The sequence below is a fragment of the Bradyrhizobium sp. USDA 4503 genome (genome assembly GCF_054055815.1).
The window spans coordinates 3,550,726-3,571,644 of the sequence record NZ_JBSRXS010000001.1; the positions used below are offsets into that span (position 1 = coordinate 3,550,726).

General features: G+C 64.4%; 23 protein-coding genes. 7 read left to right on the top strand and 16 right to left on the bottom strand.

Annotation, left to right across the window (positions count from 1 at the left end):
- Nucleotides 1–90 precede the first annotated feature (90 nt).
- Nucleotides 91–246: a DUF3096 domain-containing protein gene (locus ACVMIH_RS17350; RefSeq protein WP_016844375.1), complete on the bottom strand. Its 156-nt coding sequence runs from the start codon at nt 244–246 to the stop codon at nt 91–93.
- A 234-nt stretch (nt 247–480) separates the two neighbouring features.
- On the opposite strand from ACVMIH_RS17350, the gene ACVMIH_RS17355 reads away from it, so the two are divergent.
- Entirely contained in the window at nt 481–840 is a 360-nt protein-coding gene (locus tag ACVMIH_RS17355; protein WP_057015097.1) for a DUF1236 domain-containing protein, read from the top strand.
- A gap of 135 nt (nt 841–975) precedes the next feature.
- Here the strand turns inward: ACVMIH_RS17355 and ACVMIH_RS17360 are convergent, their stop codons facing one another.
- The 9 genes from ACVMIH_RS17360 to ACVMIH_RS17400 all read right to left on the bottom strand — a co-directional run bounded on the left by ACVMIH_RS17360 (nt 976) and on the right by ACVMIH_RS17400 (nt 9,027).
- Nucleotides 976–2,076 (bottom strand): hypothetical protein, encoded by a 1,101-nt coding sequence (locus tag ACVMIH_RS17360; protein WP_057014926.1) that lies wholly within the window; start codon nt 2,074–2,076, stop codon nt 976–978.
- 138 nt (nt 2,077–2,214) lie between these two features.
- The gene (locus ACVMIH_RS17365) at nt 2,215–2,589 is read right to left on the bottom strand and encodes a GFA family protein (protein ID WP_057014925.1); all 375 of its coding nucleotides are present in this window, start codon (nt 2,587–2,589) and stop codon (nt 2,215–2,217) included.
- Nucleotides 2,586–3,182: a class I SAM-dependent methyltransferase gene (locus ACVMIH_RS17370; RefSeq protein WP_057014924.1), complete on the bottom strand. Its 597-nt coding sequence runs from the start codon at nt 3,180–3,182 to the stop codon at nt 2,586–2,588. Before ACVMIH_RS17370 ends, ACVMIH_RS17365 begins: the two co-directional genes overlap by 4 nt.
- Nucleotides 3,183–3,185: 3 nt before the next feature.
- On the bottom strand, nt 3,186–5,282 hold the full coding sequence (gene glyS, locus ACVMIH_RS17375) for a glycine--tRNA ligase subunit beta (protein WP_057014923.1): 2,097 nt from the start codon (nt 5,280–5,282) through the stop codon (nt 3,186–3,188).
- Nucleotides 5,282–6,217 carry a glycine--tRNA ligase subunit alpha gene (locus ACVMIH_RS17380; protein ID WP_057014922.1) on the bottom strand — a complete coding sequence of 312 codons (936 nt, stop codon included), beginning with the start codon at nt 6,215–6,217 and terminating at the stop codon, nt 5,282–5,284. Before ACVMIH_RS17380 ends, glyS begins: the two co-directional genes overlap by 1 nt.
- 247 nt (nt 6,218–6,464) lie before the next feature.
- Nucleotides 6,465–6,656 (bottom strand): hypothetical protein, encoded by a 192-nt coding sequence (locus ACVMIH_RS17385; protein ID WP_026193154.1) that lies wholly within the window; start codon nt 6,654–6,656, stop codon nt 6,465–6,467.
- A 115-nt stretch (nt 6,657–6,771) separates the two neighbouring features.
- Nucleotides 6,772–7,683 carry a S49 family peptidase gene (locus ACVMIH_RS17390; protein WP_057014921.1) on the bottom strand — a complete coding sequence of 304 codons (912 nt, stop codon included), beginning with the start codon at nt 7,681–7,683 and terminating at the stop codon, nt 6,772–6,774.
- Nucleotides 7,684–7,979: 296 nt separating this feature from the next.
- Entirely contained in the window at nt 7,980–8,783 is an 804-nt protein-coding gene (locus ACVMIH_RS17395; RefSeq protein ID WP_456866502.1) for a tRNA1(Val) (adenine(37)-N6)-methyltransferase, read from the bottom strand.
- A gap of 16 nt (nt 8,784–8,799) precedes the next feature.
- Entirely contained in the window at nt 8,800–9,027 is a 228-nt protein-coding gene (locus ACVMIH_RS17400) for a putative signal transducing protein (protein WP_026193157.1), read from the bottom strand.
- 135 nt (nt 9,028–9,162) lie between these two features.
- Between ACVMIH_RS17400 and ACVMIH_RS17405 the strand changes: the two genes are divergently transcribed.
- Complete coding sequence (locus tag ACVMIH_RS17405; protein ID WP_057015096.1) at nt 9,163–10,173, top strand: polyprenyl synthetase family protein; 1,011 nt, start codon at nt 9,163–9,165, stop codon at nt 10,171–10,173.
- A 178-nt stretch (nt 10,174–10,351) separates the two neighbouring features.
- On the opposite strand, the gene ACVMIH_RS17410 is transcribed toward ACVMIH_RS17405, so the two are convergent.
- Complete coding sequence (locus tag ACVMIH_RS17410; protein ID WP_456855524.1) at nt 10,352–11,191, bottom strand: AraC family transcriptional regulator; 840 nt, start codon at nt 11,189–11,191, stop codon at nt 10,352–10,354.
- 238 nt (nt 11,192–11,429) lie between these two features.
- Here ACVMIH_RS17410 and ACVMIH_RS17415 point away from each other — a divergent pair, with 238 nt between their 5' ends.
- Nucleotides 11,430–12,671 (top strand): ABC transporter substrate-binding protein, encoded by a 1,242-nt coding sequence (locus tag ACVMIH_RS17415; protein WP_057014918.1) that lies wholly within the window; start codon nt 11,430–11,432, stop codon nt 12,669–12,671.
- A 223-nt stretch (nt 12,672–12,894) separates the two neighbouring features.
- Nucleotides 12,895–13,998, top strand: coding sequence for a mandelate racemase/muconate lactonizing enzyme family protein (locus ACVMIH_RS17420; protein ID WP_456862626.1), 1,104 nt, complete (start codon nt 12,895–12,897; stop codon nt 13,996–13,998).
- Between the two features lie 174 nt (nt 13,999–14,172).
- Here ACVMIH_RS17420 and ACVMIH_RS17425 read toward each other — a convergent pair whose 3' ends face one another.
- Entirely contained in the window at nt 14,173–14,544 is a 372-nt protein-coding gene (locus tag ACVMIH_RS17425; protein WP_057014916.1) for a hypothetical protein, read from the bottom strand.
- 194 nt (nt 14,545–14,738) lie between these two features.
- On the opposite strand from ACVMIH_RS17425, the gene ACVMIH_RS17430 reads away from it, so the two are divergent.
- Nucleotides 14,739–14,963 carry a hypothetical protein gene (locus ACVMIH_RS17430; protein WP_057014915.1) on the top strand — a complete coding sequence of 75 codons (225 nt, stop codon included), beginning with the start codon at nt 14,739–14,741 and terminating at the stop codon, nt 14,961–14,963.
- 86 nt (nt 14,964–15,049) lie between these two features.
- Here the strand turns inward: ACVMIH_RS17430 and ACVMIH_RS17435 are convergent, their stop codons facing one another.
- From ACVMIH_RS17435 to ACVMIH_RS17445, 3 genes are all read right to left on the bottom strand, one after another.
- Nucleotides 15,050–15,187, bottom strand: coding sequence for a hypothetical protein (locus ACVMIH_RS17435; protein ID WP_016848367.1), 138 nt, complete (start codon nt 15,185–15,187; stop codon nt 15,050–15,052).
- 31 nt (nt 15,188–15,218) lie between these two features.
- Nucleotides 15,219–15,653 carry a cupin domain-containing protein gene (locus ACVMIH_RS17440; RefSeq protein WP_057014914.1) on the bottom strand — a complete coding sequence of 145 codons (435 nt, stop codon included), beginning with the start codon at nt 15,651–15,653 and terminating at the stop codon, nt 15,219–15,221.
- A 319-nt stretch (nt 15,654–15,972) separates the two neighbouring features.
- Entirely contained in the window at nt 15,973–16,629 is a 657-nt protein-coding gene (locus ACVMIH_RS17445) for a glutathione S-transferase family protein (RefSeq protein ID WP_168857485.1), read from the bottom strand.
- Nucleotides 16,630–16,800: 171 nt separating this feature from the next.
- Here ACVMIH_RS17445 and ACVMIH_RS17450 point away from each other — a divergent pair, with 171 nt between their 5' ends.
- On the top strand, nt 16,801–18,024 hold the full coding sequence (locus ACVMIH_RS17450) for a polyhydroxyalkanoate depolymerase (protein ID WP_456866504.1): 1,224 nt from the start codon (nt 16,801–16,803) through the stop codon (nt 18,022–18,024).
- A 194-nt stretch (nt 18,025–18,218) separates the two neighbouring features.
- A complete protein-coding gene (locus tag ACVMIH_RS17455; RefSeq protein ID WP_456862629.1) occupies nt 18,219–19,013 on the top strand; it encodes a substrate-binding domain-containing protein in 795 nt (264 codons plus the stop codon).
- 166 nt (nt 19,014–19,179) lie between these two features.
- Here ACVMIH_RS17455 and ACVMIH_RS17460 read toward each other — a convergent pair whose 3' ends face one another.
- Complete coding sequence (locus ACVMIH_RS17460; protein WP_456866506.1) at nt 19,180–20,916, bottom strand: protein kinase domain-containing protein; 1,737 nt, start codon at nt 20,914–20,916, stop codon at nt 19,180–19,182.
- Nucleotides 20,917–20,919 lie beyond the last annotated feature (3 nt).

Here is a 20,919-nt window from a genome sequence, read left to right on the forward strand (position 1 = left end):
TCAGACAACAATCCGGAAGGAGGGGTCGAAGATGCGCGCCTTACACCATTTTGAGGGGTTCCGCGCAAGCCGCGAAACCCCGCTTTCCCGCTAGAGGTGCAACCAGCGCAGCAGACCCATCCCCACGAGCCCGACGAAGATCAGATAGATCGCGACGATGTAGTTGAGGAGCCGCGGCATGATCAGGATTAGGACGCCTGCGATTAGAGCCACGATAGCAGGCAGATGCCCAGCGGTGATGGTCATTGAAGTTTTCTCCGGGGGTTTTTGGAGGAGCGAATCGAGCGGCAGTTTATCCGCTGAGGGAAGTTCCCACATCAAGACGCCCGTCCCGCCGACGAGTTCCCGCAACTCACGAAAATTGCTCCAAATTGCCGCGTATATGGCGGCGGCTTTCCGGAACATCACCGCAGCCGATGCATTGGCTCGCCGTGCGCATCGGCGAAGGCTGGCGCGCACCGAAAAAGAATGGAGCGAGCCATGCGAAACAGATTACTTGCCGTTGCAGCGGTTGCTGCCGCGATCACGGTGCCGGCTGTTGCCGCACAGGCCCAGACCGTTGGCATCGTCCGCGGTGGTCCGGCTGTCGCCGTCGATGATGACGGAGGCATCGCGGTCGAACAGCGTCCGGCATTCCGCGAATACATCGTGCGCGAGCGTGTACCGAACTACACGGTTCCGGATCGCGTCGTGGTCGGCACCGTGCTGCCTGACGCCGGCGTGACCACTTACGACGTGCCGCAGCGGTTCGGCGCGACGCCCTATCGTTACACCGTCGTGAACGGCGAGACCGTTCTGGTCGAGCCGCGTTCGCGACGGATCGTTCAGGTGGTCGACTAGATCAACGTCAGCACGATCGCCTGAACGACAGTCCGGGCGCCGCGCAAGCGGATGTGCGCGAGGATCGACCGGACCAGAAAGCCCCGTCCGGCCTCCCCTCCGGGCGGGGCTCTTCCGTTCTGATGCCGTGCCGGGTTACGACTTGAGGATCGAGAGTAGCGTCGAGGTCGACTTGTAGCTCTTGATCGCGGCGTCCTGGAAATCCTGCGTCCAGTTGGCAGCCTGGCGCTCCTCCGCGCTCATCGAGGAATATTGCTTGAGGATGCCGAGGCTGAACTGGCGCGGATCGCCGGCGGTCTGGCTCTGCTTCAGCGCGTCGAGCACGGCGAGACGCGTCCGCGTATTGAGTTCCTGCTTGGCCGCGAAGATCTCCTCGGTGGAGAACTTCTTGTCCTGGTTCAGCGAGATCGCCGAGAGCGAGCGGTTGTCGAGCGAGGAAAGGTCGGCGAGCTGTCCGGTCTTGCGGCGGGGATCGTAGACCAGCTCCTTGCCGCTTTTCGCCGCCTCGCTCTTCTGCCGATCGAGGAAGGCGCGCACGTCGCTGGCAATGCTGCTGAAGTCGCGCGTGGTGCTCTTTGTGGGAGGCGCCGTCCCCGCCAGCGAGGCCGCGATCGGATCGCCGGAAATTCCCGATGGTGCCGTGTTCGGATCCTGCTGCGTCGCCTGATAGCCCTTCAGCACCGCGGCGCGCTGGCTGGCCCAGGTTGCGGTGGCCTTCTCCTCATCGCTCGCACCATCGAGATAATCGAGCGCGGTCTTGTAGCTGATGCTGTAGTCGCCGGTCAGGCGCGTGGTCGCCAGCGACGGCTCCAACGCCTTGTCGAAGCGCTGCTTCAGCTCGGTGGCCGCAACAGTCTGCTCGTCCGGGGTGAACTTGCCGCCATTGTTGGTCGAGATCGCAAACAGCGAGCGACGGTCCAGCGTCGAGAGATCGATGGTGGTCTTGCCGTCGACGATCGGCGCCTTGACGCCGGCGACCGTGTAGAGCCGGTCGAGCGTGATCCGCGCATCGCTGGTGACGGTGGCAAAATCCGGCAGCGGCGCCTTGGCGAGCTGCGCGCGGGCGGCGTCCGACAGCGTGAGGTTGGTTGCCGCGTTGGCCGTCGAGGACGCCGACAGATCGCCGGCGGTGCCGTCGCCCGACAAGGTCGCCGCCAGTGACGGCGTCGCTGCTGCCCGCGCATAGGCCGAACCATATTGGGCGTAGGGATTGGGCGTGGTGCCGATCGAGGTCATCGGGCGGTCCCTGCATTGGCGCGAGGGGCGATGTCTTCAGAAATCGTTGCTTTGTCAGGACCTTCGCAGGGCATGGTCAACAAATTGCAAATTGTGTCGAAATATTTCCAGCGCGACGCAAATCGCTGCGGCGGTGGTCTATTTGTCGACGACCCAGGCGTGGCGGCGCTGCGTGAAGACCGATTGCGACGGTGCGGGAAAATCGGGGTCCGCGAAGGCGCCGACCGCAACGCCGATCAGGTCCGGCGCGCGACCGGGCTCCCAATAGACCGACGATCCGCAATTCGGGCAGAAATGAAACACCACGGCAGATCCACTGCCGCCGATGCGGCTGTATTCGCGCGCCTCGCCCTGCGGCTCGACGTCAGCGCGCGGAAAGAACGCCGCGACGCCATAGGTGCTGCCGGTTCGCTTCTGACACTCCAGGCAATGACACAGCGCTACTGTGGTGGGCTCGCCCTGGCAGGTGACGCGGAGCTGTCCGCAGGCGCATGTCGCGAGCCGCGCCATCATCGCGCGCCCTTGCTGGCGACCAGCCGGTGAATGACCTTGCCGGACGATGCGCTGACGACCTCCGCGTCGAGCAGCAACTCGGCCGCCGCCAGCTCGGCCCGCACCAGCGCGGAATCGAACGCCGCGTAAAGCCGGCCATGCGCATCGCGCGCATCGTCACCTCTGGTCACGCGCCAGCTCAGATAGAAGATGCCGCCGGGCTTCACGATATCGAACATGCGACGGACCGACGGCGCGATCAGCGCGTGATCGAGATGCATGATCACGGTCTCGCAGAGCACATTGTCGAAGCTGCCGGAGGCGGTGCCGGACAGGTCCGGCAGCTCGGCGCGGGCAAAGCGCAGCGCCGGATAGCGGGCGCAGGCTTCCGCGAGCAGGCCCCCGGAGGCGTCGAAGCCTTCGGCCGGAAAGCCGTTGGCATTGAGCCAAGCCACCTCGCGGCCGCTGCCGCAGCCGATATCGGCGGTCGCGCCGCCCCGGATGAAGAACCGCGTGACGATGTCGTGCAGATCGACCGGGGCCGGCTGTTCGTGCCAGTCCTGCGCAAACGCCGCCGCATCCTTGTCGTAAGCGGCGAGCGTCGCGCGGTCCATCGATCAGCCCTCGATCCTGGAGAAATCCGCCACCGCACGCGTCGCGGCGCGGATCTCGTTGAGCAGCTTCAGGCGGTTTTCGCGCACCTTCGGATCGTCGTCGTTGACCTTGACCTTGTCGAAGAACGCATCGACCGCCGGACGCAGCTTGGCCATCGCGCTCATCGCGCCGGCGAAGTCTTCCTTGGCGACGGCGGCGGAGGCCTCGGCCTTCACCTGGTCGATCGCCTTGGCCAGCGTCTTCTCTTCGTCGAGCGTGTAGAGCGCGGCGTCAGGCGCGCCGTCGAAGGTCCGCTTGTCCCTCTTCTCCTCGATCGCGAGAATGTTGCTGGCGCGTTTCGTGCCAGCGAGCAGGTTTTTGCCGTCGTCGCTGTCGAGGAATTTGCCGAGCGCCTCGACGCGCCGGACGACGAGCAGCAGATCGTCCTGGCCACCAAGCGAGAACACGGCATCGACGAGATCGTGACGCGCGCCCTGATCGCGGAGCTGGACCTTCAGACGGTCGGCAAAGAAGGCTAGCAGATCGTTCGGCAGCGTTTCGGCATCGGCCTTGAGCGACAATCCGAGCAACGCGGATTTGGCCGTCTTCAGGATCGGCAGGCGCAGCGTATTCTCGACGATCAGCCTGATCGCGCCGAGCGCTGCCCGGCGCAGCGCGAACGGGTCCTTCGAACCCGTCGGCTTCTCATCGATCGCCCAGAATCCGGCGAGCGTGTCCAGCTTGTCCGCCAGCGCGACCGCGACGCTGACCGGATCGGTCGGCACGCGATCGGTCGGCCCCTGCGGCTTCCAGTGGTCCTCGCTCGCGGCGGCGACGGACGCATCCTCGCCCTGCGCCAGCGCGTAGTACTTGCCCATCAGGCCCTGCAACTCCGGGAATTCGCCGACCACTTCGGTCAGCAAATCGGCCTTCGCGAGGCGCGCGGCGCGCCTGGTCTTCGCGACGTCGGCGCCGACCAGCGGCGCGATCTCGGCGGCGAGCCGCTCGATCCGCTTGATGCGCTCCGCCTGGGTGCCGAGCTTCTCGTGGAACACGATCTGCTCGAACTTCGGCAGCCGGTCTTCCAGCTTGGTCTTCAGATCGGTCTCGTAGAAGAATTTTGCGTCGGACAGCCGCGGACGGATCACGCGCTCATTGCCGGCGACGATGGTCTTGCCGCCGTCGGGCGCCTCGATATTGGCGGTCAGCACGAACTTGTTGGTCAGCTTGCCCGTCTTGGGATCCCTGACCACGAAGCACTTCTGGTTGTTGCGGATGGTGGCGCGGATCACTTCGTCGGGGATCGACAGGTATTGCTCCTCGAACGATCCCATCATCACGACCGGCCATTCGACGAGGCCCGAAACCTCGTCGACCAGTACCTGATCCTCGACCAGTTCGAGGCCCTGCGCGAACGCCAGCTCCTTGGCGTCCTCGAGGATGATGTCCTTGCGCGCCTGCGGATCGAGGATCACCTTCGCGGCCTTCAGCTTGGCCTCGTAATCCTCGAAGCGGCGCACGGAGATCGCACCCGGCGCCATGAAGCGATGGCCATAGGTGGTCTGCCCGGCCTCGATGCCGTCGACGGAGAACTTGACGATGTCGGGCTCCTCGGTCTCCAGACCGAAGGTCGCGGTGATGGCGTGCAGCGGGCGCACCCAGGTGAGCGAGCCTGATTTCGCCGAGCGCGCGCCCCAGCGCATCGATTTCGGCCAGGGGAAGGTCCGGATAATCACCGGCAGCATTTCCGCGATCACGTCGATCGCGGCACGGCCGGGCTTTTCGATGAGCGCAATGTAGAAGTCGCCCTTCGCATCTTTCTGGACCTTTGCTTCATCCAGCGACGTGAGACCGGTCGCTTTCAGAAAGCCCTGCACCGCCGCATCAGGGGCGCCGATCTTCGGGCCGCGACGTTCGGTCTTCAAATCGGGCTGGCGCGCGGGAATGCCGTGCACGGTGAGCGCAAGACGGCGCGGGGTCGCGAATGCCTTGGCGCCCTCATACACCAGGCCTTCAGCGACCAGCTTGTCGGTCACCATGCGGCGCAGATCGTCGGCCGCTTTCGCCTGCATGCGCGCGGGAATTTCTTCGGAGAACAGTTCGAGGAGAAGATCGGGCATCAGACCGCCCTGCCCGTTTCAGTGTGGATCCATGCCTCGCCGCAGGCCTTCGCCAGGTCGCGCACGCGGGCGATGTAGCTCTGCCGCTCCGTCACCGAGATGACCCCGCGGGCGTCGAGCAGGTTGAACACGTGGCTCGCCTTGATGCACTGGTCGTAGGCCGGCAAGGCCATCAGATGTTCCTTTTGATTCCCACCCTCACGCCAGCCGGCGGCGAGATATTTGCGGCAGGCCTCCTCGGCCATCCTGAACTGCTCGAACAGCATCGCGGTGTCGGCGTGCTCGAAATTGTGTCGTGAGTATTCCTGCTCGGCCTGCAGGAAGACGTCGCCATAGGTCACCTTCTCGGCGCCCTCGCGGCCGTTGAAGTTGAGGTCGTAGACGCGGTCGACGCCCTGCACATACATCGCGAGCCGCTCGAGTCCGTAGGTAAGCTCGCCCGCGACTGGCGCGCATTCGACGCCGGCGACCTGCTGGAAGTAGGTGAACTGCGACACTTCCATGCCGTCGCACCAGCACTCCCAGCCGAGGCCCCAGGCGCCGAGGGTCGGGCTTTCCCAGTCGTCCTCGACGAAGCGGATGTCGTGGACGGCGGCGTCGATCCCGATCGCGGCCAGCGACTTCAGGTACAGGTCCTGAAGGTTCGGCGGCGACGGCTTCATGATCACCTGGAACTGGTAGTAGTGCTGCAGGCGGTTGGGATTTTCGCCGTAGCGGCCGTCCTTGGGCCGGCGCGAGGGCTGCACATAGGCCGCGTTCCAGGGCTTGGGCCCCAGCGCGCGCAGCGTGGTCGCGGGATGGAAGGTGCCGGCGCCCATTTCCATGTCGTAGGGCTGCAGGATGACGCACCCCTGCTCGGCCCAGAACCGCTGGAGGGCCAGGATGAAGCCCTGGAACGAACGTTCCGGGCGCATGTGGTCAGGCAGGGCGTCCATCGTTGGAATCGATCTCGCGAGGGGGTGTGAGGCGCGCGGGACCGTATCGGCGGCAGCCAATGGAATCAAGGCGATGGAGGATGTTTCTGCACCTCGCCCCGCTTGCGGGGAGAGGTCGAAATTCGCGCGCAGCGCGCATTTCGGGTGAGGGGGACTCTCCGCGAACTTAGGTCTTTCGAATCTGCGGAAACAGCCCCTCACCCCGGCCCTCTCCCCGCAAGCGCGGGGCGAGGGAGATCCAAGCCCCCTAGCCCGGGCGATAGGCCCCGGTCACGGGGTCGCGGCGCAGGGTCTTAATTTCGCCCGCGCGGGTGGCCTCGGCCACGCGGGACAATCGCGCCTCTTCGAGTTCCTGGTTGATCCGGACGGCCGTCTTGTACGCCCAGCGGACCACGGCCAGGCTTCCCAAGACGCCTGCGAATGCAATCAGCGGCGGCATCATCGATCCTTGTCGTTCACGTCTGTCAGGCCCCCAATGACAGGCATTCTCGCGCAAGGCGGCCTGCGCCGCAATCGCGGTTTTGGGGCTAAATGGCGCGCTCACATCCCTGTGTTCACAGCCCGAATCTGGCCCAAATCGCCCGGGTTTCCAGCGCCGAGATCACCTCGTCCGGCAGCGCGGCCAGTCCATCCAGCGCCGCCAGCGATCCCGCCCCCGGCGCCCGCCGGCCGAGCAGGCCGGACAGCAAGCCGCTGGCCGGCGCAATCACCGGGGTCAGCACCTTGTCGCCATAGCGGGCCCGCAAAGTGGAGCGGATGTCGCCGATGCCGTCGGCGAGCCCGAGACCGATCGCGGTATCGCCGGCCCAGTATTCACCGGTGAACAGCATGTCGTCGGCACCCTTGAGGCGGCTTCCGCGGCTCTGCTTCACCAGCGCGATGAAGATCGCATGGATCTCGCGCTGGATCGCCTTCAGCCGGGCGACGTCGTCGGGGTTCTCGGGAAGGAACGGATCGAGCATCGCCTTGTGGCTGCCCGCCGTATACAGCCGGCGCTCGACCCCGATCTTCTTGATCAGCCCCTCCAGGCCAAAGCTGCCGCCGACCACGCCGATCGAGCCGAGGATCGAGGACGGGTCGCAATAGATCTCGTCGCCCGCGCAGGCGATCATGTAGCCGCCGGAGGCCGCGACGTCCTCGACGAACACCAATACCGGCAGCTTCTTCTCGGCGGCGAGTTGCCGGATGCGCAGATAGATCTGCCGCGACTGCACCGGCGAGCCGCCCGGCGAATTGATCACCAGCGCCACCGCCTTGGCATTCCGCGTGCCAAAGGCGCGCTCCAGCATCTTGGCGACGCCGGAGAGTGTCATGCCGGGCCGCAGCGGCGTCACCGCGCCGATCACGCCTGCCAGCCGCACCACCGGCACGACGGCCGCGCCGCGCCTGAAGCGCGCCGGCAACACTGCCTGCACGCGTTCGAGCAGTCCCGAACGTCCAGCGTGATCACTTATTTGTTCACTCATGCCGTTACCTCGAATTAACCACTTTTTATCACGCCACTGTCATTGGAATCCGTGGAACGCGTTTTGCATTTTGTCATTGGGGCTGCAATGCGCGGGCGGAGAGGGACTCATGAAAATCTATCTGCTGATTTTGCTGATCGGTACACTCCTGGCGGCGATCCACTTCACGTCCACGCCGGACCGCCAGTCGGAAACGGCTTCGCAGTGATTTAGTGCCTCTGACGACGTGGGCAGCATGCCTGCCCGCTAAAGCGCAATGCCATCGCGCCTTGGCTTCTTGTTCGAGCATGATCGTTTTAGCGCCGCGCCAGCGGCAATTCCCCCTTCCCAGCCAACACCTCCTGCACCCATTTATTGGGCACGCCTGACTCTTCATTGAGCAGCAGTGCGGCATGGAGCCGCGTCGGCGCCCGGCCGCCCTTGGTCGCCCGCACCAGGATTCGGATCGCCGGCGACGTCCCGTCGCCGTGAACGGGCAGGATCTCGAGGCTGCCAAAACCACGGTCCAGCGCAGCCAGCACCTCGGCAATGCCGTCGGCCCGCCAGATCAGCGCAAGCTGCCCGTTCGACTTGAGAATCCGCCGCGCCGCGTGAACCCAACCGGCCAGCGTGGTCGCGCTCGCGACATGGGCGCGCTCGCGCACACCGTCCGGCGAGGCGCGGTGCCGCGACGGATCGTTGAACGGCGGGTTCATCAGCACGACGTCGGCGCTATCCGGCCCGAGGCCGGCATCATCGAAGGCTGCGGCGCCGGCTTCGACATCAAGCACGATCACCTCCGCCATGATCGCGTTGGTGGCGGCATTATTCCGCGCAAGCTCGGCCAGGGCCGGGTCGATTTCGACCAGGACGAGATTGATCCCCCTCACCCGCCGCGCCACGGCCAGCCCGGCCGCGCCGACGCCGGAGCCGAGATCGACGACGCGGTCGCCTGATCGAGCCGGCGTCGCCGCGGCGAGCAGGATCGCGTCATGGCCGGCGCGGTGGCCGCTGCGGGGTTGCCGCAGGCGCAATTGGCCCCCGAGAAATCCGTCTTCGGTGATCCCGGCGGCCGGAGACTCGCTTTTTGACGCGTTTTCTTCACGCGAACCGGGGCCCATTTCGCTCGAAAACGCTCTAGTCATCGGCCCGCAATTCGTGGCCGAGGCCGGCATCGGTCAGGAGCTGGCGGGCCTCGTGGTTGTCGTCCTCATGCACAAGGATCCGCCGCGGCAGCACGCCGAGCGAGCCCTCGATGATGCTCATATTCTGGTCCAGCACCAGATGATGGATGTTAGCGCTATCGAGCAGCGCGCCGATGGCGGAGACCAGCACCATGTCATTGGTCCGTACCAATTCCCGCAAAATACGCTCTCCTGTCGCCCCGGCAGTGCGGCACTTGCGCCACATGTCAATAACTTGATGGCCTTGCCGCTGCACCGCTCAGTTTCTATTGTTATAGCTGAGCATAGTGCGTATTCGGCAAAATTGGAGACCAGCGTGGCGGTTATTGTACCCTTCGAAAGCCCGTCCAATGCTTCGATCGACGGGCTGGTGGGACTTCTCGCCGCCGACATGGAGCGCGTCAACGCGACGATCCTTTCGCGGACCGGCTCCGAGGTCACCATGATCCCCGAGGTCGCCAATCACCTGATCTCCTCCGGGGGCAAGCGGTTGCGCCCGATGCTGACGCTGGCAATGGCCCAGCTCGCGGACTATTCCGGCGACGGCCATATCAAGCTCGCCGCCGCGGTCGAGTTCATGCACACCGCGACCCTGCTGCATGACGACGTGGTCGACGAGAGCGAGCTGCGCCGCGGCAAATTGTCCGCGCGGATGCTGTGGGGCAACGAGGCCAGCGTGCTGGTCGGCGACTTCCTGCTCGGCCAGGCGTTCCGGATGATGGTCGAGGTCGGCTCGCTCCGTGCGCTCGACATCCTCTCCGCCGCCGCCGCCACCATCGCCGAGGGCGAGGTGATGCAGCTTGCGGCCGCCAAGAACACCGCGACCACCGAGGACGAATATCTCGCCGTGATCCGCGGCAAGACCGCGGAGCTGTTCGCCGCCGCCTGCGAGGTCGGCCCCGTGATCGCCAACCGGCCGAAGGCCGAGCAGACCGCCTGCCGCTCGGTCGGCATGAATCTCGGCATCGCCTTCCAGCTCGTCGACGACGTGCTCGACTATGGCGGCAAATCCGCAAAACTCGGCAAGAATGTCGGCGACGACTTCCGCGAGGGCAAGATCACGCTCCCGGTGGTGCTCGCCTTCCGCCGCGGCAATGATACCGAACGCAAGTTCTGGATCCGCGCGCTGGAGCGCGGCGAGATCGGATCGGCCGACCTCGATCACGCGATCGGACTGATGACCAAGCACCGCGCCCTCGAAGACACCATCAGCCGCGCCCAGCACTACGGCGCGATGGCGGTCGACGCGCTGGCGCTGTTCCCGCCCTCGCCGATGAAGACCGCGCTGGAAGAGGTCGTCGCGTTCTGCCTGGCGCGCTCTCATTGATCTAGGCGCTCGCGAACAACAGAGGCGGTGTCGTCCCTGCGAAAGCAGGGATCCATACTCTGCGGCGAGAGTTGTAGGCGGGACTCGTCATTCCAGCGTCACGCAAATAACAAGCATCGGTGGTCATGGGTCCCAGCTTTCGCGGGGGCGACACCAGGGTTTGCTGCACCGGCGCCCGCTACTCCTTCACCGGCACCCAGATCTCCAGCCCGCCATTGCCGGTACTCGCATCGAACTTCTCGTCGTAGCGCTCGAAGTTCGGCGCGTCCGCGACCTTCATGCCGGATTGCGGCAGCCAGCGATTCCAGATCGTGTTGACGGTGCGGCGGATGGTCGAGATGTGGTCGGCGTGGGTGAACACGACGTATTTCTGCTCGGGAATGCGAACGCGCGCGAACTCGCGCGGCAGGTCGGAGAAATCGGCAACCTCGACGCCGGCGATGTAATCGAAATTGCCGGCATCATCGCCGTTGCAGCAGACGCCATAGGCGACATTGCCGACCTGGCGGGGGATATGCGCGCATTGCTGGTGGAAGCCCTGCCACTGGTTCGGAATGCCGGCATCGCTGCCATTGCCGTGGTTGTAACGCTCGCCGATGCCGGCGACGAGGAACGCCTTTGCGGTGGCAATGCGCGGCGGATCGATGTGGTCGAGAGCTGTCGAGATCATGGTGATCGGCTCCTGGAGATTGAGCGTCGTCAGGCACGTTGTCGCGCGCACCGTCTCGGGCGTGACGCCGAAATGGTCGCGAAACGCGCGGGTGAATGCTTCGTGGGAGCCGTAATCCGCATCCAGCGCGAGGCTGAGAATATCGGGCGCACCGGCCGCGAGCTCGCGCGCGGCTTCGCTGAGCCGCCGGGCCCGCACATAACGCATCACCGAGAACCCGGTTGCTTCCGCGAACGCCCGCACCAGATGGAAGCGCGAGACGCCGGCTACGGCGGCAATCTCGTCGAGCGTCAGCGGCGCGCCGAGATGGCTTTCGATATACCAGAGCGCCTTCTGGGCTGGATTCATGGATGACGGCTTTCCTGCAAAGCTCGGGCATCATGCACGGCGGCCGCGCGCGGCATTTGACAGTCCTTGCTGCCCGACGGCGAAACCGCGGTTCCGCTCCACGGAAATTTACCCGCAAAGCCGTCGCTGGCAACAATGTTGCAATCGTGCATACTCGTCAACGCATCGATCCGACGGCTCATCAAGCTGCCCGATAATCAAGACTGCAAGAGCCGCGGCCAGCATGTCAGGGAGGACAATGATGCACCACCAACGCTTGAGCTATGCCAACTGCGTCAAATCAGCGGCGCTTGCGGGGCTTTTGACGATCGCCGTCGCCAGCGCCGCCAACGCGCAGAAGAAATACGATCCGGGCGCAACCGACACCGAGATCAAGGTCGGCAACATCATGCCCTATTCCGGTCCGGCGTCCGCCTACGCCACGATCGGCAAGACCGAAGCCGCCTATTTCAACAAACTCAACAGCGAAGGCGGCATCAACGGCCGCAAGGTCAACTTCATCTCCTACGATGACGCCTACTCGCCGCCGAAGATGGTCGAGCAGGCCCGCAAGCTGGTCGAGAGCGACGAGGTGCTCCTGATCTTCAATCCGCTGGGCACGCCGGGCAATACCGCGATCCAGAAATACATGAACGCCAAGAAGGTGCCGCAGTTGTTCGTGTCCACCGGCGCGGCCAAGTGGAATGATCCGAAGAACTTCCCGTGGACCATGGGCTGGCAGCCGAGCTACCAGGTCGAAGCGCGCATCTATGCCAAGTACATTCTGCAGAACTATCCGGGCAAGACCATCGGCGTGCTCTATCAGAACGACGATTTCGGCAAGGACTATCTGATCGGCCTGCACGACGGGCTCGGCGACCAGGCCAAGAAGCTGATCGTCGTCGAATCCTCCTACGAGACTTCGTCACCGACGGTGGATTCGCAGATCGTGCAGATCAAGGGCGCCAACCCTGACATCTTCGTCAACATTGCAACGCCGAAATTCGCGGCGCAGGCGATCAAGAAAGTCGCCGAGCTCGACTGGCATCCGGTGCAGTTCCTGACCAACGTCTCCGGCTCGATCGGCGGCGTGATGAAGCCGGCCGGCTATGAAGCGAGCCAGGGCGTGCTGTCCACGGCGTATCTCAAGGACCCCAAGGATACCGAGTGGAAGAACGATCCGGCGATGACCGAGTGGCGCGCCTTCATGACCAAGTGGTATCCCGAAGGCGACCTCGACGACGCCGCCACCGTATTCGGCTATGGTGTCGCCAAGGGGCTCGAGCAGGTGCTGCGGCAATGCGGCGACAATCTCACCCGCGAGAACCTGATGAAGCAGGCGGCCAGCCTCAACTTCGAGATCGGCATCTATCTGCCCGGCACCAAGATCAAGACCGGGCCGGACGACTATGCGCCGATCGAGCAGCTGCAGATGATGCGCTTCAAGGGCGAGAGCTGGGAGCGGTTCGGCCCCATCATGAGCGGCGAGAAGAGCAGTTGAGGGCTTTCCTCCACAACTTTGCGGTTCGTGATGCCCGGCCGTGCGCCGGGCATCCACGTCTTCGACATGATTCACGAGCAAGACTTGTCGCAAGCAAGACTCGTTACGAGCAAGATTTGCGATGGCCGGAACCCAGACCAGCCGAAGCGCCGCCGTTCTTCAAGCTCAAGTGTCCGGCCACCACGAATTCCAGGCACATCCTGCGATCGGAAGGACAACAACAATGAAAATCACCGACGTCCGCGCCCACCATATCCGCATTCCCTACGACGCCGGGCCCGCGAGCTTCCGCCAGGGAGCTTCCGCGATCTCGGCGCTCGACATGGTGCTGGTCGAGGTTTCGACCGATGCCGGCCTCACCGGCTGGGGCGATGCCTTCGCCTATGTCTGCCCGAAGACGAGCTGCACGGCGGTGGCCGAGATGATCGCGCCGCAGGCCCGCGGCCTCGAGGTGCCCGACGCCGCCAGCATCCCCGCCGCGATGGAGCAGATCCAGCGCAACCTCCATCTGTTCGGCCGCTACGGCATCACGATGTTTGCGATCTCGGCGCTCGACATCGCGCTGTGGGATCTCGCCGGCAAGGTGAAGGGCGTGCCGCTGCATCAACTGATCGGCGGCGCGAAGCGGAGCACGATCCCGGCCTATGCGAGCCTGATGCGAATCGGCAATCCGGCGCACATCGCCGCCGAATGCAAGAAGGCGATCAAGCTGGGCTATTCCGCGATCAAGCTGCACGAGACCACCGTGCCCGCGGTCGCCGCCGCGCGCGAGGCGATCGGCCCTGACGTGCCGCTGATGGTCGACATGAACTGCCCGCTGGACGGACCCGCGGCGATCCAGTTCGCGCGCGACTGCAAGCAGGCCGCGCCGCTGTTCCTGGAGGAGCCGGTCTGGCCGCCGGAGGATTTTGCGACGCTCGCCGAGGTGCGCAGAGAAGGCCGGCTCGATATCGCGGCCGGCGAGAACGCCTGCACCGTGCATCAATTCCGCCAGATGATGACCGCGGGCGCGGTCAGTCACGCGCAGCCCTCCGTGATCAAGGTCGGCGGCATCACCGAATTCCTGAGGGTGGCCGTCCTCGCCGACGAGTTCGGCGTCCAGGTGATTCCGCACTCGCCCTATTTCGGGCCGGGCTTCCTCGCCACGCTGCATCTGATGGCGATCCGCGACGCGGGGCTGATCGAGGTGTTCTTCATGAAGCGTCCCGCCTGCCTGTGGGGCGACCGCATCGACGTCGACGCCAACGGCCATGTCGCCGTGCCGCAGGGCCCCGGCCTCGGCTACGAGCCGGATCGCGAGGTGATGGAGCAGTATCGGGTGGCGTGAGCCGAGACGCGCTTCCTGTCATTGCGAGGAGCTCGCGACAAAATTGCAAAGCAATTTTGCGCTGAAGCGACGAAGCAATCCATCGTTCCGCACGCGCGGTGGGATGGATTGCTTCGCGCAGCCTGTCATCCGGCGGCGCTTCGCGCCGACCGGGTGGCGCGCAATGACGATTTCCTACTTCGTCCCATCCTTCGCGGCGGGCGCGGCGTCCTTCGCCGGCGGCGCGTCGGCCTTCTTCTTCAGGTCCTCGGTCAGCTTGACCTGCGCTGTTTGCAGATCGGTGACGAGCTTCTGCAAGTTCGCGACCGAACTCTGCAAGCTCACGATCTGCCGGTTGGCGGCATCGAGCTTCTGTTGATGATCCGATGTGAGCTTGTTGATCGTCTTCTGCAGGAAATCGACATTGCTCTGCAAACAGCTCGTGCGCCGCTCCATGGTTTTCTCGACGGTGCAGATCTCGATGCCGGGAACGTCCTGCGCATGCGCGGTTCCGGCGACGCCGAGTGCGAGCGGTGCCAGCAAGGCGAGAACAAAACGAGCGGTCATCGGCGTCTCCAGGCAAATGCGTCATTCACAGTTTTGTGCTCGCGACGCTGAAAGCGAGGCAGACATACCACACTGAAACCGCATTCAAGCGGTGTGCTTCACCCATTACGGGACTACTCGTGGGGACGGGGGCCTTCGGAACTTGTTTGGTTCGATCCCTTTTGGCTCGACCTTGGGCAGTGGAGACAGATCGCATGGCAACGCGCGAAAAACGGATGGCGCAATTCGATGGCAATGGCGAACCGGCGCCGGAACAGCGCGTGGAAGTACTTTGTGAGGATCATAGCGGAACGTATCAGCTGCCGTTCGCCTGCCGCTTCGTCAACGGCCAGTGGCGCAATGACAACACCGGCGGCGCGCTGGAAGCCAACGTCATCGCATGGCGGATGCCGCGCGAGAAGCAGGCAGGCGTGGCCTGAGGCATCGGTGCGCGCTGTTTCAAAACGCGACGCGCGCGCACCGTGTCTTAAGATTTGGAACGCGGGTGGAACGAACCGCGTCCGAATCACTGATCGAGCAACGTACTGCGTTGTTCACGGCTAGATGTGGTCATCAGCCCGAGGCTGCGCACCACATACAGAAGCATGACGATCGGCCGCAGCCAGCGGCCGATAACAAAGGTTAACTCTTCCGCAGACGACATTGCGATCCCTCCTCTCTGTCCGCCCGGGCGATCATTTCCACGGCGTGATCGGCGGCACCGCTTCGGTCGCCGGCGGCACATCCACAGTCTTGAAATCGGCTGGGCTGACGATCTCGAGGTATTCCATGTCCTTCGAGTAATCGAACAAATAGTGGGTGATGCCGGGACGCTGATGGATGACGTCGCCGGCCTCGACCAGCGTCTCCTTGTCCTCGTACATGAAGCGCGCCCAGCCCTTGGTCATGATGACGATCTGAAAATCGCACAGATGCTTGTGCCAGCCGGTGCCCTGCTCCGGCGGCATATCGGGATTGGCCTTGACCAGGTGGCAGATCACCTGCCCGCTTGTGGCATCGGCGATGCCGAGATCGCGATACAGGAAGAAGTCGCGCAGACCTCCGCCCTTGAACTCGGTGTCACCGGGTTTGACGTGGGAGAATTTGCTGACGACGGCGTGCTGGTTCATTTCAAGCCTCCACGGTTCTCGTGTTCGCGAGATCGCGGCGCGGCTCGGCGTCCAAATTTTCGGCAGCGTCGCATCGTCGCGGTCACAGCTCGGTCATGCCATGCGAAATCCTTGCCAGCCGGATTGGGCTGCGGCGAACCGTCTCGCCATGCGCTGATATCGCCGCAGAAGCATTTGGAGCGAGGCACGAATTTGCGCCTCAGTGGCTGTCGCGCGGGTCCGGCGCGCATGCCGATGCCCGACGCCGGCGGCACGTCCATTGAGCAAGGCTTGCCTCGTGCTTGAGCCGCCGATGCAGGCAGGCCGGCACGGGCGCTGCCTAATATTCGACCTCGAGCTCCTCGACGTCGGCGGGCTCCGCCTTCGCGGCCTCGATCCATTCCTGCATCTCGGGCATCGTCATGATGGTGCTGGCATACACCGCAAGCGCAGGCTCGAGCTTGACGTCGTAGGTCATGAAGCGGGTCACGACCGGCGCATACATCGCGTCCGCCATGGTGCGGCGCTCGCCGAACAGGAATGGTCCACCCGATGCGCCGAGGCAATCGCGCCAGATGGTGCAAACGCGATCGATGTCGGCCTGCGCCCGCGACCAGATCTTGAAGCCGGGGAAATGGCCCTTGAGATTGACCGGCAGCGAAGAGCGCAGCGTGGTAAAGCCGGAATGGATTTCGCCCGAGATCGAGCGGCAATGCGCGCGCTGGATCCGGTCTTCCGGCAACAGCCCGGCATGCGGCATGATCTCGTTGAGATACTCGCCGATCGCGAGCGTATCCCAGACCGTCGCGCCGTCGTGGCGCAGGCAGGGCACCAGGATCGAGGACGACAGCAGCAGCAACTCGGCGCGGGCCGACGGGTCGTCGGGCGCGGTGACCACCTCCTCGAAGTCGAGCCCGGCGAATTTCGCCAGCAACCAGCCGCGCAGCGACCAGGAGGAGTAATTCTTGCTGCTGATGGTGAGTGTCGCTTTCGCCATATCTGTCCCTCACGCCTGAACGCGTCCTCAGCTCCCGGATATCGCGCCGGTTCAGCCGCCGCGCACCCGGAGCCATCAGCTTTTGCAGCAAGCCACGTGCCAATTTGCCGGGCGGTCGGCCCGCCTCTGGCGTCGATATTGCATGGCAAGCCAGGCCACGGGTGGATGCGTATGATGTCAATGATGTACCAGGCCTATCAGAACCACATGGACCTCACGGCGCCATGGCGGACCGGGGCTGCAGCGGCGCTGAAATACCTCAATCTGGTGCCGCAGGGCGCCGCTGACCGGATGTATGGCCGGCTCGCGGCTGCGCTCGAGCTGATCTCGCGCTCCAGCCTGACCTACGCGCGGCCCCCTTATGGCATCGGCAGCGTGACCGTCGGCAACAGGGAATTGCAGGTGACCGAGGAGGTTGCCTATGCGACGCCGTTCGGCTCGCTGCTGCATTTCAGGAAGGTGGACGGCCCGGAGCAGCCGCGGCTGCTCTTGGTGGCGCCGATGTCCGGGCATTTTGCCACGCTGCTGCGCGGCACCGTGAAGACGCTGCTGCAGGACCACGACGTCTACATCACCGACTGGCACAATCCGCGCGACATCCCGCGCAACGAGGGCCGCTTCGGCCTCGAGGACTACACCGACCATCTGATCGACTTCCTCGGCCAGCTCGGCCCGCGCGCGCATATGGTGGCGATCTGCCAGCCCTCGGTGTCGGCGCTCGCCGCCGCCGCGATCATGTCGGAAGACAATCATCCGGCGCGGCCGGCCTCGCTGACCCTGATGGCCGGGCCGATCGACACAAGGATCCAGCCGACCAAGGTGAACGAATTCGCCAAGAGCAAGCCGATCAAATGGTTCGAGGACAATCTGATCAACTACGTGCCGATGCAGTGCAAGGGCGCGTTGCGCCAGGTCTATCCCGGCTTCGTGCAGCTCACTGCGTTCGTGTCGATGAACCTGGAACGGCACATCAAGCAGCATATCGATCTGGCCCACCATCTCGCCAAGGGCGAGACCGCCAAGGCCGAGGTGATCAAGACCTTCTACGACGAATATTTCGCGGTCATGGACCTCCCGGCGGAGTTCTACATCGAGACGGTGCGCGATGTGTTTCAGGAGCATCTGCTGCCGCAGGGCATGCTGATACATCGCGGCCGCCCGGTGAATCCGGCGGCGATCCGGCGCATGGGGTTGATGACGGTGGAAGGCGAGAAGGACGACATCTGCTCGATCGGCCAGACGCTCGCCGCGCAGGACCTCTGCATCGGAGTCCGCACCTATCGCAAGGTGCATCACATGCAGGCCGGCGTCGGCCATTACGGCGTGTTTTCCGGCAAGCGCTGGAACAACGAGATCTACCCGCTGCTGCGCGATTTCGTGCACGTGAATTCGTGACGGATCGGCAACGATCTTTCCCCGTCATTGCGAGCGAAGCGAAGCAATCCATCGTTCCACATGGGCTGAAAGGTGGATTGCTTCGTCGCTACGCTCCTCGCAATGACGGGTGGCGGCTAGCCACGCATCGACTCGCGCTATAGTCTCCCGGCCACGACGACCCGCTTCCCAAGAATCGTCCAGGGAGAAACTCCATGCGCGCGCCCACTGCCTTCCGTGCCCTCACGCTCGCCGTCATCGGCGCCCTCGCCTTCACCTCAGCCGTATCCGCCGCCGAAGTCCATGTCATGATCTCGGGCGGACTGACGGCGGCCTACAAGGCGCTGGTGCCGGAGTTCGAGCGCAAGACCGGGCACAAGGTGGTGACCGCCTTCGGGCCGTCGATGGGCACCACCACGAACGCCATTCCGGTGCGGCTGGAGCGCGGCGAGCCGGCCGACGTGCTGATCATGGTCGGCTATGCGCTCGGCGATCTCATCAAGCAGGGCAAAGTGCTGGCCGACAGCCGCGTCGACCTCGTGAAGTCGCCGATCGGCATCGCGGTGAAGGCCGGCGCACCAAAACCGGACATCGGCTCGGCCGACACCGTCAAGCAGGCGCTGCTGGCGGCGAAGTCTGTCGCCTATTCCGACAGCGCCAGCGGCGTCTATGTCTCGACCGAGATGTTCGCAAAGCTCGGCATCGCCGATCAGATGAAGGACAAGGCGCGGATGATCCCGGCGACGCCGGTCGGCGAGATCGTGGCCAAAGGCGAGGCCGAGATCGGCCTGCAGCAGATCTCCGAGCTGAAGCCGGTCGCCGGCATCGACATCGTCGGCCCATTGCCGGAGCCGTTGCAGAAGATCACGGTATTTTCCGCCGGGATCGCGACGGCTGCAAAGGAGCGTGAGGCCGGCAAGGCGCTGATTAGCTTCCTCGCCTCGCCGGACGCGCGCGACGCGCTGGTGAAGAGCGGCCTCGATCCGATTACGGCGGGTGGGACGCATTAGCGGCGTCCGACTCTCTCCCCGTTCTACTCCCTCCCCGTCATCCTGAGGAGCCCGCACTTGCGGGCGTCTCGAAGGATGCACGGCCCGGCTGGTGGCCGTCGACCCTTCGAGACGCGCGCAAGTGCGCGCTCCTCAGGGTGACGGGACTAGATGGCGACTAGATACACTACCGCCAATGATGCGCGCCGTAGGCGAGCAGCAGCACCACGACCAGCGCCAGCAGCAGCGTGGTCGACTTCCAGAACAGCACCGGGTTGCGCTCGATCAGCGGGGTCGATGACGTCGTCAGATATTTTGCGTTGGGATTGCGCAGGTCGAACAGGAACTCCGAAAAGCTCTCGTAGCGCTTGAGCGGGTTGGCATGCACCGCGCGCTCCAGCGCGCCGTCGACCCAGCCCGGGATCTCGCGCCCGCGATGCGCGGCCGGTCGGTAGACCAGCCGGTTGAAGTCGGATCGTGTCCGGGCCCGCGCGATCTGCGCGCCATAGGGCAAGCGTCCCGTCAGCATCTGGTAGGTGACGACGCCGAGCGAGAACAGGTCGGAGCGCGCGGTGCCGCCCTCGCCGAGGAAATATTCCGGCGCGGTGTATTGCTGGGTGCCCAGGATGTCCTCGACGCCCGCCGGCGCCGCCTCGCCGACGCCCGCGATCCGCGTCGAGCCGAAATCGATGATCTTCACCGTGCCAGTCCTGTCGATCATGATGTTGTCGGGCCTGACGTCCTGGTGCAGCATCTCCTTGCGGTGGAAGGCGCGCAGCCCTTTTGCAATTTGCTCGGTGATGCCGCGTACCGTCTCCAGCGACGGCGCTGGATTGTCCGTGATCCACTGCGTCAGGGTCTGACCGTCGATATATTCCATCGTGACGTAAAGGAAATTGCGCTTGCGCTGCGGCAAAAACGGCTTCAGCACATGCGGGCTGTCGATCCGCCGGGCGACCCATTCTTCCATCATGAGCCGCTTCAGATAGGCCGGATCGTCGCGCAGGTCGATCGAGGGGATCTTGATCGTGACCGTGGTGGCGCTGTCCTCATCGACCGCGAGATAGATGTGGCTGCGGTGCGATGCGTGGAGCTCGCGCACGATGCGATAGCCGTCGAACAGCATCCGTGCGTCGAGCAGCGGCGGCAGCGGCAGCTCGGTCGGCTGGCCGAATACCTCGCTGGCATCGCCGTCGGGCAATTCGTCGATCCGGACAATCTGCACGGTGAGATTGTCCGGGCTGCCGTTCTCATAGGCCTGCTCGACGATCGATTTCGCCGTGACATCGAGATCGGCGGCACAGTCCTTGATCGTCTTCGCGAGCTGCCGCGCCGGGACATGCTCGTAGATCCCGTCGGTTACCAGCAGGAAGATGTCGCCGCGCTCCAGCGGGAGCGCCTGGTAGTCGATCTCGAGCTGCGGGTTCACGCCGAGCGCGCGGCCAAGATAGCTCTGCTGCGAGGAGATCACGACGCGGTGGTCGATGGTCAGTTGTTCGAGGCTGTTGCCGGCGACGCGGTAGATCCTGGAGTCGCCGACATGGAACAGATGCGCCGTGGTCGACCGGATGACCAGGGCGCTCAGCGTGCAGACGTAACCCTTGTCCTTGTCGTAGGGATTTTGGCTGCGCCTTGTCTGCGCGTGCAGCCAGGAATTGGTCGCCTCCAGCACCCGCTGCGCCGAAGACTTTACCGACCAGGATTCCGAGGTGCAGTAGTAGTCGGTCAGGAAGCTCTTGACCGCGGATTCGGCGGCGATGCGGCCGACGCTGCTCGAGGAGATGCCGTCGGCGAGCACCACCGCGATGCCCTTCAGGCCGAGCAGCGGCTCGCCGGGGATCAAGGCGCCGTGGAAGTCCTGATTGGCGTCCTTGCGGCCCTGATCAGAGAATTGCCCGACCGATATTGTCAGCGCGCGCGGCATCGA